Raw genomic sequence first — 13,735 nt, 5'->3', positions numbered from 1 at the left:
TTCTCCTGCTGTTATGAATCATGATCCTGGGCGTGCTTCCGAGCGGATAAACACTGCGACGGAGAGGTCGATCGCCAGGGCGAGAACCATGGCGCCGGCCCCGATCAAGAAGAGCATGCCGTAGTTTCCGCCGGTTCGGGCAAAGACGAAGGAAAGTCCGTAGGCGGCTGCCGCCTGAAACAGGGCGAAGAATACGGTTGCCAGGCTCCAGGCGACTTTCTGTTGCGCCTGATGGTGTGGCAGTAGTTCTGAGATCCTACCGAGCATCAAGGGAACCGTGCCGGTTACGAAGGCGCCGACGATCAGGCTCGAGGCGATGAGCCACGCCTGCCCAAGGCCAGAGGCGGGAATGGCGACTGCGACTGCCTCGAGAAGAAAGGCGAACCGCAGCGCTGCGGCAAAACCGGTGCGATCAGCCAGATGACCGGCAAGGATCGGGCCGATGGTGGCGCCGAGGCCAAACAGCACCCAGTATTCCGCGCCCACCTGCAAGCCCTCTCCCAATCCTCGGGCAACGAAATCCACGAGGAAGATCATGTGCGGAACCCAGCCGGCGGCATTCAGCGCATATTCGATGTAGAGCGCACGCAGCGTCCAGCGTTTCGGGACATGCATGGGATTATGGCTTGTGGCGGTGTGGCCGACGACATCACGCGGCCATCCGGCCCAGGCAATGATCGTGAGCAGCAGCGATAGGGCGCCGAGGCCAAGCCATGTCTCGCCCAGCCCCTGTTGCAGCAGCAGGGGAACCAATGTGCCCGATAGTGCGACGCCAGCGCCGATGCCCATAAAGATTATACCGCTAGCAAGCCCTCGGCGAGACGGTGCGATCAGTGGCAGGACGGTCGGCGCCGCGAGTACCATCAGGGCGCCACCGGCAAGGCCGGCTGCGAAACGCCATGCGAAGAACCATAGAAAGCTGATGGGAAAGGCGCAGGCAAAGAAGGCTGCCGTTGCGGCAAGCATCATGACCCTGACCGTCAGGACGGTGGAAGCACGTGCGGCGATCGTCCGTCCGAGCAATGCGCCGACCAGATAACCGGAAAGATTTGCGGCACCGAGATAGGCGGCTGCCGGGGCTTCGAACCAGTGGGCATCGACGATAGCAGGCAGAAGCGGCGTATAGGCGAAGCGGGCAAGGCCAATGCCGATCAGGCAAGCGCAGAATGCCGACAGGATGGCACGCCATGCCATCCGGGCATTCTGATGGTTCCGGTCGGTTTCATGCGCGGCGGTGTCGGTCATGGGAACTCTCTCAGCGATCTGTGCTTGAGAGAATACGCCGCGCGTTATATCATAAAAACTGAATTATTATGAGAGCAGTTATCTCTATTGGAGATAAGACGAAGATGGACGTATCCGATCTTAGGGTATTCGAAGCGGTATCGCGGCATGGCAGCATGAACCGGGCGGCGCAGGAGCTGCACACTGTTCAATCGAATGTGACGGCGCGGATCCGGGCACTGGAAGAAGAGCTGGGCGTCAGCCTGTTCCAGCGGCATGCAAGAGGCGTGTCGACCACGCCGGCAGGACAACGAATTCTGCCATTTGTCGGTCGCATCACCAGGCTTCTGGCCGATGCCCGCACCGCCGCCAAGGATGATGGCGAGCCGGGCGGGACGCTTTCACTCGGCAGCCTGGAAACAACCACGGCGTTGCGATTGTCACCGCTTTTGGGCCAATTTGCCAAGACCTATCCGCAGGTGCGTCTTGTCGTGACAACAGGCACGACCCGCCGGCTGATTGACGATGTCGTTTCATGCCGGGTTGAGGGTGCCTTCGTGGCGGGTCCCGTCAACCACCCCGATCTCGATCACGAGGTGATCTTTAAAGAGGAGCTTGTCCTCGTTACAACGCCTGCCATTCGTGGAGTGGAAGATCTGGCCGGCATTGTCGATCTGAAGACTATCGTCTTCCAGATCGGATGTTCTTATCGGCAGCGGCTGGAGTCGCTTCTTGCCGATATGGGTATCGTCACGTCGAAGCCGCTGGAATTCGGTTCTCTCGACACGATCATAAGCTGCGTATCGGCCGGCGTCGGCATCACTCTTCTGCCGAGAGGCGTCGTCGCTGCCGCTGTCCGGGAGGGGAGGGTTGCAATCCACGAGCTCCCGCCGGAACGGTCGCTGGTGGATACTCTCTTCGTACGCCGATCGGACGCCTATACGACGAGCGCCATGACCGCGCTTCTCGATATGCTCGGTTCGACGCGTACGGCCTAGCTCGAAGCCATGATCTCCTGCCAGGCGCTATAGGCGGAAAGCACTGTTTCCATCTGCGCGGTATGGCCGGCGATGAATGCGTCGCCATAAATGGTCTCGTCCGGATATTCGGTGATCAAGGTCATAGGCACCGTATGGCGATCGTCGATATTGGCGAGGCAGGGGAAGCCGTTGATGATGCTGAAGCCTGTTTCGCCGGCATGTATTTCATAGAGTGCGATCTGGCGATCGTTATAATCCAGCAGACCCGGTATGGCGCCGAGGTGCCGGGTGACCTTGTCGAGAAGCCGCTCCGCCTGAGCGGCCCAGCCGGAATGATAGCGAGCAATCAGGAAAAAGCCCTTGGGCAGTGTCCACATGGCGAAATTGCGCGGGACATAACCGGAAAGCGGGCGCGTCCATTCATGGGCCGGGTAGCCATGGAGATTGACGTGCAGGCGTGCGCCGCTCAGCCTTTCCGCCTGGAAGCGGATTTTCTTCTCGAGAAGATACGGGCCGGCAGTCTCTTCGGTCCGATATTCGAGATCGTCGCCGAGCGCGGTGTAGCGGGCGGCATGATACATGTGCCGCGGGCTGTCGTTGCGCAGGCGCTGATGCAGTGCGTAACCGTCGGGATTTTCGAGGGGCGAAATAGTGAAATGCGCGCCTTCGAGCTTGGCAAGCCGACGCGCGGCACGCAGAGCTCCCGCGCCGCCGGTTGTCTCGTTGGCGTGCTGTCCGCCGCTGATCATCACGGCTGCATCGCGGCCCTTGATATAGCGGGCTCTGACCGTGCGGCCGGAGCGAGTAAGAGCCTCAAATGCTTGGCCGCCAATCTTGTCAAGCTCGGCCTCGATCTGCTGCACGGCCAGAGGTTCTGTTGCTGTCTCGATCTGCTGTTCGGCTCCATCCCAATAGCGAGACGTCAGCGGCTGCGTTTCCACTCGGACGAAAATATCGCCGGAGGAGGGCAGAATCTGCGGAACGATCTGCCCCGGCTTCAAGCCGCGGTCGCCGAGCGGGCGGCCTGACTTTTTCTGGAAGAATTCGAGCAGGGAAAAATAGAAATCCTCATGCAGCGCCTCGCGAAGGCTCATGACTTCGTCGCCGATAGGCAAGGCCTCATCCAACGCCGGGAGGGCAACGCGAATGTTCAGTTCGTCGAAATAGGGTTCGCTTCCGCCCCAGTCGAAGTGCGTGACCGCTTTGATGGTCTCCTCGAAGAGCTGCTCATAGTCCGTGGCGAGCCGGTCGCCCGCCGCATTGCCGTTCCTCATGAGCCAGCCGGTCGGGGAGACGCTCGTTTCGCCGGCGGCATCAATATGGACGCGATTGGGCGCCAACACCTGCAATCGGCGTCCCTGGCCGGCATTGCCTTTCAGCAGAACGTCATAATGAAAGTCGCTATCGGCTCTTGCGACAAAGGTGATCTCGCGATTTCCCACCATTGCAGCGAGCGGATATGCTTCAAGGCGGAAGCGGTTATCCGGTGCGTTGGGATGAACCGGATAGCGGATCTCGATCGCATCCACATCCTGCAGGTCGATTTCCTCGATGAAGGCATTGACCAGCGGCTTGTACGCGCTGCGAATGCGGGCCTTTATGCCCTTTTCTGCGAGCTTGCGTTCCGTCTGCTGGCGGCTTTCACGGTCATCGAAGGTCCATGCCTCGAAATTCTGGCCGGCCTTGGAATTCACGACGAGCTGTGAAAGCGTCCGTTCGAAGCTTCTTTCGAAAATCAGAGTCATGATGTCTTACCTTGTCGTTCTGCCGGTCGGATCGAGGCTGTCGCGCAGCCAATCACCGAGGAGATTGAGACCGAGCACCGTCAAAAGGATTGCAAGGCCAGGGAAGAGGCTCACCCACCACGCCGTCTGCAGATAGGTGCGGCCATCGGCCAGCATGCCGCCCCAGCTCGGAATTGTCGGGTCGACACCCATGCCAAGGAAGGTGAGGCTGCTTTCCAGAAGGATGTTGTTGGCAATGTTCAGCGTCATCAGCACGATCACCGGGCCGATGAGGTTCGGCAGCAGATGCTGGAAGATAATGCGCCAGTCTTTGACGCCGATCGCGCGTGCCGAGAGAATGAATTCCCGCTCGCGCAGGCTCAGCACGGAACCGCGCACGAGGCGTGCATATTGCACCCATTGCGAGACGATCAAGAGGATGATCGTATTGGTGAGACTGCCGCCGACGATGGCGATGAAGGTAATTGCCAGCAGAATGAAGGGCATGGCGAGCTGAATATCGGCAAAGCGCATCAGCAGCATGTCCCAGATGCCGCGATAGTAACCCGCGGCAAGGCCGACCAGCACGCCGAGCACCACGCCGCCGATCACGGAGGTGAGGCCAACCGTCAGCGATATCTTGCCACCTGCGACGACGCGAGCCAGCACGTCGCGGCCGAGCGGATCGGTGCCGAAGGGATGGGCGAGGCTGGCGAAGGGCTTCGCAAGCCTTGCCATCAGATCGATTTTTTCGGCGCCGCCGGGAAAGAGCACATCGGAGAGAAGCACGGCAAGGCAGATGATGACGGTGATCAGGGCTCCAGCGATGAATTCGAAGCTGTAGAAACGCGAACGGCGTGAAATCGTGGCGGCCATCAGCATTACTCCGTGCGAATGCGGGGATCGACGAGGCCATAGGCGATGTCGACGAGGAGGTTGACGCCGACGATGAATAGCGCCAGCACGGTGATCACGCCCTGCAAGACCGGGTAGTCGCGGGCGCCGACGGCGTCGAATGCCAGTGTGCCGAGGCCGGGCCAGTTGAAGACACGCTCGATGACGACAATGCCGCCGAGCAGGCCGCCGAACTGGATGCCGAAATAGGTAATGAGCGGTATCGCGCAATTGCGCAGCGCGTGCTTGTAGAGCACCTTGCTCTCGCTGAGGCCCTTGGCACGCGCGACCATAATGTATTGAGATTGCAGCGTCTCCAGCATGGCGGTGCGCACCAGGCGAACATTCGTCGCCGTCAGGATGACGCCCATCGTCACTGCCGGCATGACGTAGCTCGAAATCCCGACCATGCCGCTCGGCGGCAGCCAGCCGAGCGTGATGGAAAACAACAGCACCATCATCAGCGCCAGCCAGAAGTTTGGGAAGGAAAGGCCGAGCAGTGAGTGAACGCGGATGATCTGGTCTGCCGTCTTTCCACGTGCCGTTGCCGCCTTGATACCGAGCGGGATGGAGAGCGCAATCGAGACCACCATGGAAATGAAAGCAAGCAGCAGCGTGGCGGGCAAGGCATTGGCGATCAGTTGCGAGACCGGCGTACCGCCGGTGAAGCTGCGGCCGAAATTGAGCGTCAGCAGTCCCTTCAGGAAGCTGAAATACTGCACGAGGAATGGCTGATCGGTGCCAAGCGCTGCGCGAATGCGCGCAAGATCGTCTTCCGTCATGCTGCCGCCGCCCTGAAACATCATCACGGCAGGGTCGCCGGTGAGGCGGATGGCAAATGAGACGAGAAGAGTGATGGCGATCACGACGAAAATCGCCTGCAGCAATCGCTTGATGAGAAAACCGGCCACGTTCTTACCCCGAGAGCTTTCGGATGACGCCGCCGACCGAGCCGGCGGCGCCTGCTTGATGATTAGTCGACGGTGACTTCGTTCAACTTGATGCGGGTATCCGGAGCGGGCACAAAGCCCTTGACGCGCTTGCTGACGCCGTAGATCGCGTTGCTGTTGTAGAGCGGCAGTTCGAGCGCCTTGTCGGCGACATACTTGCCGATGTCCTTCAGCACCTTTTCGCGCTCGGCGCGATCGGTGAGCGGGCGCTGCGATTCCAACAGCTTGTCCAGCGTCGCATCCTTTTCGTAGGGATTCCACTTTTCGCCGGAGTGGTACATCGAATAGGCGGTGTTGTCGTAGTCGAAGGTCCAGCCGCCCCATTTCTGCTGGAACATCGCGCCGGTCTTGCCCTGCGGGATGATGTCGTTCAACAGAACGTTGGTTTCATACGGCTTGATGGTGGCGGTGAGGCCGATCATCTGCAGATAGCTTGCGACGACCTGCGCCACCTCGTTCATCGTCGCATCATTGCCACGAATGTCGATCTGCAATGCCGTGCCCGGCTTCACGCCAGCTTCGGCGAGCAGCTTCTTGGCGCCTGCCGGATCATAGGGAAGTGGCTTCAGATCGGCATCGTAGCCGAAGGACAGAGAATTCTGGAAGCTGACGATTTCTGTTCCCTGTCCAGCGAGGATCGACTTGACGATCGTGTCGCGGTCGACGGCCATGATGATCGCCTTGCGCACGCGCGGATCGGCCGTGATGCCGTCGCGGGTGTTGAAGCGCAGCGCATCGACCGTCGGACCGGGAACGCTGGCAATTTCCAGCTTGGAATCGCCCTGGATGACCGGCAGCATACCGATCGGTATGGTCGGCGGGATGACGAGATCGACGCGGCCTGCCTGAAGCTCGGCAACAGCCGTCGCCGGCTCGCTGATGAAGCGGTATTCGAGCTCCGAAAGCTTCGGCGCGCCGCCCCAGTAATCCGGATTGGCTTCGAGCTTGATGTTCACCTTCGGCGTATAAGAAACGAACTTGAAGGCGCCGGTGCCGACCGGGTTGAGATTGAAATAATCCTCGCCCTTTTCCTTGATGTATTTCGGCGGAACGATCATCGCGCCATAGCCGGCAAGCTTCGTCAGGAGCACGGGGTCAGGCGTCTTCAGCTTCATGTCGACCGTGTAGTCGTCGATGACATCGACGCTTTCGATCGCAGTGTAGTTCGAGCGCTGCGGTCCCTTGGCGCCCTGCTCGCCGAGCAGGCGATCGAAGGTGAACTTCACCGCTTCGGCATTGAAGGGCTCGCCGTCATGGAACTTCACGTTATGACGCAGCTTGAAGCGGATGCGCTTGCCCTGGTCCAGTTCCTCCCAGGATTCGGCAAGGCCCGGCACCAGCTTGAGATCGGGACCGCGATAGGTGAGGCCGTCGAAGATGTTGGTCGAAACGGCGGCCCATGCCACCAGGAAGGTGTCGATCGGGTCCCAGCTGCCGGGATCCTGCGACGATGATACCGTCAGCTTGCCGGCCGCGAAAGCGGGAGCGGCGGTGATGGCGACGCTCGACATGACGAGTGCGGTCAGAGCGGTCTTCAATCCCCATTTCATTCTTTTCATTGAACCTGTTTCCTCTTCAGATCGATGCGATGGTTGGTGGTCGTTTAGGCGCTCTTGGCGATGAAGTGGCCTGAGGTGATTTCCTCGTGAGCCAGGATCGGCGGCTCGTCGCCGACGCGGCGAACGGGATTGGGGATCTCGCCCTCGATGAGCGCGGTTCGGCGCTGCTGCGTCGGATCGGCGATTGGCACGGCCGAGATCAGGCGCTGCGTATAGGCGTGCATCGGTGTTTCGAAGACCTGGCGCCGGCTGCCGATCTCCATGATCTGGCCGAGATAAAGGACGGCGACGCGGTGGCTGATCTTCTCCACGACAGCCATATCATGGCTGATGAACAGATAGGCGAGCCCCCGTTCGGCCTGGAGATCCATCAAGAGATTGATGATCTGGGCCTGGATCGACACGTCGAGCGCAGAAAGCGCTTCGTCGGCGATGATGAGCTTGGGATCGGAGGCGAGGGCGCGGGCGATGCAGACGCGCTGGCGCTGGCCGCCGGAAAATTCGTGCGGATAGCGATCGGCATGGGCAGACGTCAGCCCGACGCGCTCCAAAAGTTCGTCCACCCGGCGGCGGACCGGCTTCGATCCGGAGATGATGCCATGCGTGTTGATCGGTTCTGCGATCGAGAATCCCACAGTCTTGCGCGGGTCGAGCGATGCGAAGGGATCCTGGAAGATATACTGCACGTCGCGGCGCAGGCGGAACCTCTCCAGCGCCGACATGCCGGCAAAGCTCTTGCCATTGAAGGTGATTTCGCCCGAGCGTGCCTTCTGCAACTGCTGGATCGTGCGTCCGATCGTCGACTTGCCGGAGCCGGATTCGCCGACGAGGGCCAGCGTCTCGCCGGGATGTATGTCGAAAGCGACCTTCTGGACGGCACTGCAGCGATGCGTGACCTGGCCGAATATGTTCTTCTTGATATCGAAGCGCACGAAGAGATCGCGCACCGACAGGAGCGGTTGCTGGTCGTAGCGGGCGGTATTCTGCACCCGCTCCTCGCCGACGACTTTCGGCGTGCCGCCGTCCAGCACGGTCAAAGGCATGCGCTTCGGAAAATCCTGGCCGGCCATGCTGCCAAGTTTGGGAACTGCGGCGAGGAGCGCCTTCGTATAAGGGTGCTGCGGATTGGCGAATATCTCGCGAACCGGGCCCTCCTCGACCTTCTTGCCCTTCCACATGACCACGACATCATCTGCCATTTCGGCAACCACGCCCATGTCGTGGGTGATGAAGATCATGCCCATGCCAAGATCCTTCTGCAGATCCCGCATGATGTTGAGAATCTGCGCCTGGATCGTCACATCAAGCGCCGTCGTCGGCTCATCGGCAATCAACAGCTTCGGGCGGCAGGCAAGCGCCATGGCGATCATGACGCGCTGGCGCATCCCGCCAGAAAGCTGATGCGGATAGCGGTTCAAAAGGGCGGCCGCATCGGGCAGGCGTACCATCTCCAGCAGGCGACGAGCTTCCGCCATGGCGGCGGATTTGCCGAGTTTCTCATGAAGAAGAAGGACTTCGCAGATCTGGTCGCCGATGGTGAAGACGGGATTGAGCGAGGTCATCGGCTCCTGGAAGATCATGGCGATCTCCTTGCCGCGAACGGAACGCATGTCCTTCTGCGAGAGCTTCAGCAGGTCCTTGCCGTTGAACAGGATGCTACCCGTTTCGAAGCGCGCGCCCATCATGTCGGCAAGGCGCATGACCGAAAGCGAGGTCACCGATTTGCCGGAGCCGGATTCGCCGACGACCGCGAGCGTCCTGCCTGGCTCGACCGAAAAGGAAAGTCCTTCGACCACGCGGTTTTCGCCGAACCGCACAGTCAGATCCGTTACGGACAGAAGCGGTTTGTTGTCGCCAGCGGCCTTGGTCATGCGCTTACCTCGGTATTGGGCAGGTCGTTCATGGCATCCGGGATGATAGCCGTGTTGTTCCTTGCATCGATGATGCAGGCGCACTCGCTGGGATCGCCACCCGGTTCGGACCGCAGCATGCTCATGCCGGCACCTGTTGCATCCTGACAAAATCAGGCGATGTTTTTCTACAAGACGGGCGTCTCATGAACATCTGTATCTGCGTTCCCATTATATTTGTTAGGGCGTGAGATAGCATCAAACGACAATCCGGTCTATATTGTTCAACAATTTTCATATTGCCAATCAAAAATGGGGACAAATCTGCGCAAAATCGTCCACCGGATCTGGCCGTCGACAGGCCGCCAGCCCCAGGCAAGCGGAATACCCGCTCGCTTTCCAGCCGGCGCCTGATATTGCGGGCGTTCGAGACGATTGAATGCAGATGCCGGGAGAGCGAATGAAGCAGACAAATCTTGCCAGCATCGAGCCGGCGACCGTCGCGGAGACGGGGCAGACGCTTGCAGAACTGACCGCCGCCCGCATCCGAGAGCGCGTGATCAGCGGCACGCTCTCGCCCGGCAGCCATTTATCGGAGGCGGCTCTTTGCGAGGAGCTGCAGGTCTCGCGCAACACTCTGCGCGAAGTCTTCCGGCTGCTGACGAAAGAGGGCGTGCTGCGTCACGAAGCCAATCGCGGCGTTTTCGTTTCCACGCCGAGCATTTCGACGATCATGGACATCTTCCAGATTCGTCGCCTGATCGAGTGTTCGGCACTCGCCAACGCACATCACCGCCACCCGAGCGTCGACAAGATGCGTGCCGCCATCGATGCCGCCGTCCAGCATCGTGAGCGTGGCGAATGGCTGGAGGTCGGCAGCGCCGATATCGCCTTTCATGCGGCGATCGTCGAGCTTGCCGATAGTCCGAGGCTTTCGGCCTTCTATGCGCAGATCTCGCTGGAGCTGCGCCTCGTCTTTGGGCTAATCCGCGATCCCGAATATCTGCACGCTCCCTATGTCGGCCAGAACGCGACCATTCTTGCGCATCTGGAGGCGGGGGCGCCGGCGAGCGCCGCCGACGCACTTGAAAAATATCTGTTCCAGGCCGAGCGCTTCATTCTGGCTGCCTATTCCCGGGCGATGCCTGGCTGAATGCCTAATTGTCCCGATTGATATGATGAATGATGTGGACAATCCACGTCCGAAGGGGGCAAGCGCAATGCAACCATTTGCGTCTCGATCAGCTTTGACGGAAGGATATCCCGCGCCTCGGATGAAGGCGTGATTTGCAACATCCTCGATCCCGCCAATGACCCGCCTTCTTCCCGACGTTTTCCGCGACCCGACCATACGGGTGAGCATGCTTGCGATCTTTGCCTTTGGTTTTGCCGGAGCTGCGACGTCGCCCTATCAATCGGTCGTCGGCATCCGCGAGCTCGGCCTCAGCAACGGGCTCTATTCGACGCTGATCTTCTGCGCGGCGGCGGTGAATGTCGTCGTCAGTATTCTACTTGGAAATCTGGCGGACAGGCTCGGCCAATATAGAGTGATGATGCTGACGGTCGCCACTTTCGGCGTGCTGGGCTATGGCGCCGTCTATATCGTGCCGGCGCAGGCGACTTTCGTGCTCAGCGCCTTGTTCTTCCTGCCGGTCTATGGCTCGCTCAACTCGCTGCTCTTTGCCAATGTCCGCGTTGCGACGAGGGGAATGGAGCGCAACGATATCGCCACGGTCAATTCCGGCGTGCGGGCGATGATCTCTCTTTCCTGGGTGCTGGTTCCCGGCATAACCGGAGCATTGCTTGCAAATTCGGCGAGCATGCTGCCGGCCTATCTGTTCGCCGGTCTCGCCTGCGTCGCCTGTTTCGGATTGATCGCGATTTTCCTGCCGCGCCAGGATGGCATAGACAAGGCGGCTGCCCATCACCTTTCCTATCTTGCGGCGCTGGGTGAGGTCATTTCGCCACCGGTCTTCCTGCGCCTGATCGCCGTCGCGCTGATCAGCAGCACGCTGCATGTCAACGGCGCCATCCTGCCGCTCATCGTCACCGGTGCGGCACACGGAACCGTGGCGGACATCGGCATTTTGGTTGGGATCGTTGCCCTTCTCGAAATCATCTTCATCGTCGTTTGGGGGCGGGCGCAGCGGATTATGAGCCACGTCGTGGCGCTGGCGATCGGTACGGTGATCTATATCGTCTATCTGGTCCTGCTCGGATTGGCGTCTGCGCCCTGGCACGTCTACGCGCTGACCCTCATCAGCGGGATCGGGGCGGCTGCCCTGATTAGTATTCCGATCACCTACCTGCAGGATCTGATTGCCGAGCGCCCGGGTTTGGGCAGCGCCCTGATCTCGGTCAATATCTTTCTGAGCGCAGGTCTTAGCGCCCTTCTTTTCGCGATCGGCACGGCCGTCAGCAATTATTCCGGAACGGCGCTTATCGGGGCCGCTGCCGGTTTGCTGGGGCTCGGCTTGCTGCTCTTCTTCGAAAGGGTGAGACGGCATAGCTAGTCGGTCGTTCGTCTGGTGAAAATCATTGACGAGGCATCGAGTATTGCCTAAGTGATAAAGTCATCCGATGACTTGATGAAAGTTCAGCCGTGCGCGCTCTGACAAAAACGACGCTTGCGGATACAGCCGTTGAAGCAATCCGCAGCGAAATCACCGCCCGACGTTGGCTGGTGGGGGAAAAGCTGCCGAACGAAGCCTCTCTCTCATCCATACTGTCGGTCAGCCGCGGTACGATCCGCGAGGCCGTGAGGGTGCTCGTCTCCCAGGGCTATCTCGAAACCAGGCAGGGATCCGGGACCTATGTTCGGTCGAACAAGGATGTCAGTCTCCCCCTGGATATGGCGCGCCGCGCTGGATTGAGGGATCAGTTCGAGGCCCGGCTTGCGCTGGAGGTCGAGGCCGCACGGCTTGCCGCTCTACGCCACTCACCGGACGTCGTTTCACAGTTGCGTGCCTTGCTGGTCGCCCGCGGCAATTATACGGGGGGCGATAAGGCCGCATTCGTCGAGCGCGATCTTGCCTTTCACAGGGCGGTCGTTGCTGCCTCGCAGAACAGGGCCATGATCGAAATCTATGAGTTCTTCTCTTTCTCGATCGCCGAAACCATCGAGGCGACGCTCGGTGAGGATATTCCCGAGCCGGATATGCAGGCGCATATCGCCATCGTCGATGCCATCGAAAGCGGCAGTCCCGAAGCGGCCGACAGAGCCGTGCGCCACTTCATGGCCCCCATCGTCGCTACTCTCGATCGGTTGCTTATGTCATGACCATGCCCTCGCAAAATCCCGCCTCGGTCGAATTGATCGATGCCGAGGCCGATGAAATTCCGGCACCGCTGCCGCATGAAGGTAAATCGCCGATCGGCAGGTTCTTGCTGGGGGCGAGCCTTGTTCTCATCGCTTTCAATCTGAGGCCGGTCTTTTCCAGCGCATCGACGCTCTTGCCGGAGATACGGACCGGGCTTGGTCTCTCCGCCTTCGGCACCAGCATTCTCACGACCTTGCCCGTCATCTGCATGGGACTGTTTTCACCACTTGCGCCAAGGCTCGCACAACGCATGGGCACCGAGCGTGTTCTGCTCGGCGTCGTTTTCCTTCTTGCGCTCGGTACGGCGTTGCGGGGCTTTTCCTCGATAACGCTGCTGTTCTTGGGAACGGGCTTGGCCGGTGCCTGCATTGCGATCGGCAATGTGCTGCTGCCGGGCGTGGTCAAGCGGGATTTCCCCGACAGGGCGGCGCTCATGACGGGTTGCTATACGATGGCGCTATGCGCGGGAGCTGCGAGTGCGGCCGGGTTCACGCTTCCCGTCGAACATGCTCTCGGCGGTTCGCTGGGCGGCGCGCTCGCCATCTGGGCCCTGCCTGCCTTCACAGTCGGACTTCTCTGGTTGCCGCAGGTGATCAGAGCGCATAGTCAGGCGCGGCGTACCGGCTTTCGTGTCTCGGGCTTATGGCGTGACCGCATCGCCTGGCAGGTGACGCTTTTCATGGGGCTGCAATCGGCGCTCGCCTACTGCGTCTTCGGCTGGCTCGTGCCCATTCTGCGCGAGCGTGGTCTCGACGGCGTGACGGCTGGCGTCATCGTGTCAGTCTCGGTCATGGTGCAGGCGGCCGCCTGCCTGGTGGCCCCACATATCGCCGTTAAGGGTAAGGATCAGCGCGCCATCAACGTCAGCCTGTGCGCGATCGCCGTCATCGCCTTGCTGGGCCTGCTTTTCGCTCCGCTTTGGACGGTCTGGTTCTGGGCCGTGCTTCAGGGCATCGGTCAGGGTGGATTGATCGCGGTGGCGCTGACGGTCATTGTGTTGCGTTCGCCTGATGCACATGTGGCGGCGCATCTCTCCGGCATGGCGCAATTCGTCGGTTATTTGCTCGCTGCAATTGGCCCGCTCGTCGTCGGCATGATTCATGGCTGGACGGGAAGCTTTGCCTGGTGCGCAGTGTTGTTCGTGCTGCTCGGTCTCGGGGCTGCGATCAACGGCTGGTTTGCCGGCCGCGCGATCACCGTCAATGCGAGGACAATCGAAACCCCATGATGGAAT

12 protein-coding genes are annotated in these 13,735 nt (G+C 60.3%); 5 read left to right on the top strand and 7 right to left on the bottom strand.

From position 1 onward, the window contains the following. Window positions 1-18: 18 nt before the first annotated feature. Window positions 19-1,245 (bottom strand): YbfB/YjiJ family MFS transporter, encoded by a 1,227-nt coding sequence (locus AC13RE_RS17090; RefSeq protein WP_488563807.1) that lies wholly within the window; start codon window positions 1,243-1,245, stop codon window positions 19-21. Between the two features lie 104 nt (window positions 1,246-1,349). On the opposite strand from AC13RE_RS17090, the gene AC13RE_RS17085 reads away from it, so the two are divergent. Beyond that, entirely contained in the window at window positions 1,350-2,222 is an 873-nt protein-coding gene (locus AC13RE_RS17085; RefSeq protein WP_488563806.1) for a LysR substrate-binding domain-containing protein, read from the top strand. On the opposite strand, the gene AC13RE_RS17080 is transcribed toward AC13RE_RS17085, so the two are convergent. The 6 genes from AC13RE_RS17080 to AC13RE_RS17055 all read right to left on the bottom strand — a co-directional run bounded on the left by AC13RE_RS17080 (window position 2,219) and on the right by AC13RE_RS17055 (window position 9,327). Continuing rightward, window positions 2,219-3,949, bottom strand: coding sequence for a M14 family metallopeptidase (locus tag AC13RE_RS17080; protein WP_488563805.1), 1,731 nt, complete (start codon window positions 3,947-3,949; stop codon window positions 2,219-2,221). The two genes, AC13RE_RS17085 and AC13RE_RS17080, sit on opposite strands and share 4 nt — an antisense overlap. A 6-nt stretch (window positions 3,950-3,955) precedes the next feature. Continuing rightward, the gene (locus tag AC13RE_RS17075) at window positions 3,956-4,804 is read right to left on the bottom strand and encodes an ABC transporter permease (RefSeq protein ID WP_132718011.1); all 849 of its coding nucleotides are present in this window, start codon (window positions 4,802-4,804) and stop codon (window positions 3,956-3,958) included. A 5-nt stretch (window positions 4,805-4,809) separates the two neighbouring features. Then, window positions 4,810-5,733, bottom strand: a complete 924-nt coding sequence (locus tag AC13RE_RS17070) for an ABC transporter permease (RefSeq protein WP_488563804.1) — start codon at window positions 5,731-5,733, stop codon at window positions 4,810-4,812. Window positions 5,734-5,795: 62 nt separating this feature from the next. Continuing rightward, complete coding sequence (locus AC13RE_RS17065; protein WP_488563803.1) at window positions 5,796-7,331, bottom strand: ABC transporter substrate-binding protein; 1,536 nt, start codon at window positions 7,329-7,331, stop codon at window positions 5,796-5,798. Between the two features lie 44 nt (window positions 7,332-7,375). Further along, window positions 7,376-9,202: an ABC transporter ATP-binding protein gene (locus AC13RE_RS17060; protein WP_488563802.1), complete on the bottom strand. Its 1,827-nt coding sequence runs from the start codon at window positions 9,200-9,202 to the stop codon at window positions 7,376-7,378. Next, complete coding sequence (locus AC13RE_RS17055; RefSeq protein ID WP_488563801.1) at window positions 9,199-9,327, bottom strand: hypothetical protein; 129 nt, start codon at window positions 9,325-9,327, stop codon at window positions 9,199-9,201. The genes AC13RE_RS17060 and AC13RE_RS17055 overlap by 4 nt, the downstream gene beginning before the upstream one ends. 314 nt (window positions 9,328-9,641) lie before the next feature. On the opposite strand from AC13RE_RS17055, the gene AC13RE_RS17050 reads away from it, so the two are divergent. From AC13RE_RS17050 to AC13RE_RS17035, 4 genes are all read left to right on the top strand, one after another. Further along, window positions 9,642-10,334 (top strand): GntR family transcriptional regulator, encoded by a 693-nt coding sequence (locus AC13RE_RS17050; RefSeq protein WP_488563800.1) that lies wholly within the window; start codon window positions 9,642-9,644, stop codon window positions 10,332-10,334. Window positions 10,335-10,491: 157 nt separating this feature from the next. Next, window positions 10,492-11,694 carry an MFS transporter gene (locus AC13RE_RS17045; protein WP_488563799.1) on the top strand — a complete coding sequence of 401 codons (1,203 nt, stop codon included), beginning with the start codon at window positions 10,492-10,494 and terminating at the stop codon, window positions 11,692-11,694. 89 nt (window positions 11,695-11,783) lie between these two features. Beyond that, window positions 11,784-12,461, top strand: a complete 678-nt coding sequence (locus AC13RE_RS17040) for a FadR/GntR family transcriptional regulator (RefSeq protein WP_488563798.1) — start codon at window positions 11,784-11,786, stop codon at window positions 12,459-12,461. Next, window positions 12,458-13,729: a CynX/NimT family MFS transporter gene (locus AC13RE_RS17035; protein ID WP_488563797.1), complete on the top strand. Its 1,272-nt coding sequence runs from the start codon at window positions 12,458-12,460 to the stop codon at window positions 13,727-13,729. Before AC13RE_RS17040 ends, AC13RE_RS17035 begins: the two co-directional genes overlap by 4 nt. Window positions 13,730-13,735: the final 6 nt, after the last annotated feature.

The organism is Martinezella sp. CNPSo 3959 (assembly GCF_057784355.1).
Note: the sequence above shows the minus strand (reverse complement) of the source record. Positions and strands in the feature narration are given on the sequence as shown.

Coding starts and splice junctions, on each gene's coding strand:
- AC13RE_RS17090 (WP_488563807.1), bottom strand. CDS start 1,245: ATGACCGACACCGCCGCGCATGAAACCGACCGGAACCATCAGAATGCC.
- AC13RE_RS17085 (WP_488563806.1), top strand. CDS start 1,350: ATGGACGTATCCGATCTTAGGGTATTCGAAGCGGTATCGCGGCATGGC.
- AC13RE_RS17080 (WP_488563805.1), bottom strand. CDS start 3,949: ATGACTCTGATTTTCGAAAGAAGCTTCGAACGGACGCTTTCACAGCTC.
- AC13RE_RS17075 (WP_132718011.1), bottom strand. CDS start 4,804: ATGGCCGCCACGATTTCACGCCGTTCGCGTTTCTACAGCTTCGAATTC.
- AC13RE_RS17065 (WP_488563803.1), bottom strand. CDS start 7,331: ATGAAAAGAATGAAATGGGGATTGAAGACCGCTCTGACCGCACTCGTC.
- AC13RE_RS17060 (WP_488563802.1), bottom strand. CDS start 9,202: ATGACCAAGGCCGCTGGCGACAACAAACCGCTTCTGTCCGTAACGGAT.
- AC13RE_RS17055 (WP_488563801.1), bottom strand. CDS start 9,327: ATGAGCATGCTGCGGTCCGAACCGGGTGGCGATCCCAGCGAGTGCGCC.
- AC13RE_RS17050 (WP_488563800.1), top strand. CDS start 9,642: ATGAAGCAGACAAATCTTGCCAGCATCGAGCCGGCGACCGTCGCGGAG.
- AC13RE_RS17045 (WP_488563799.1), top strand. CDS start 10,492: ATGACCCGCCTTCTTCCCGACGTTTTCCGCGACCCGACCATACGGGTG.
- AC13RE_RS17035 (WP_488563797.1), top strand. CDS start 12,458: ATGACCATGCCCTCGCAAAATCCCGCCTCGGTCGAATTGATCGATGCC.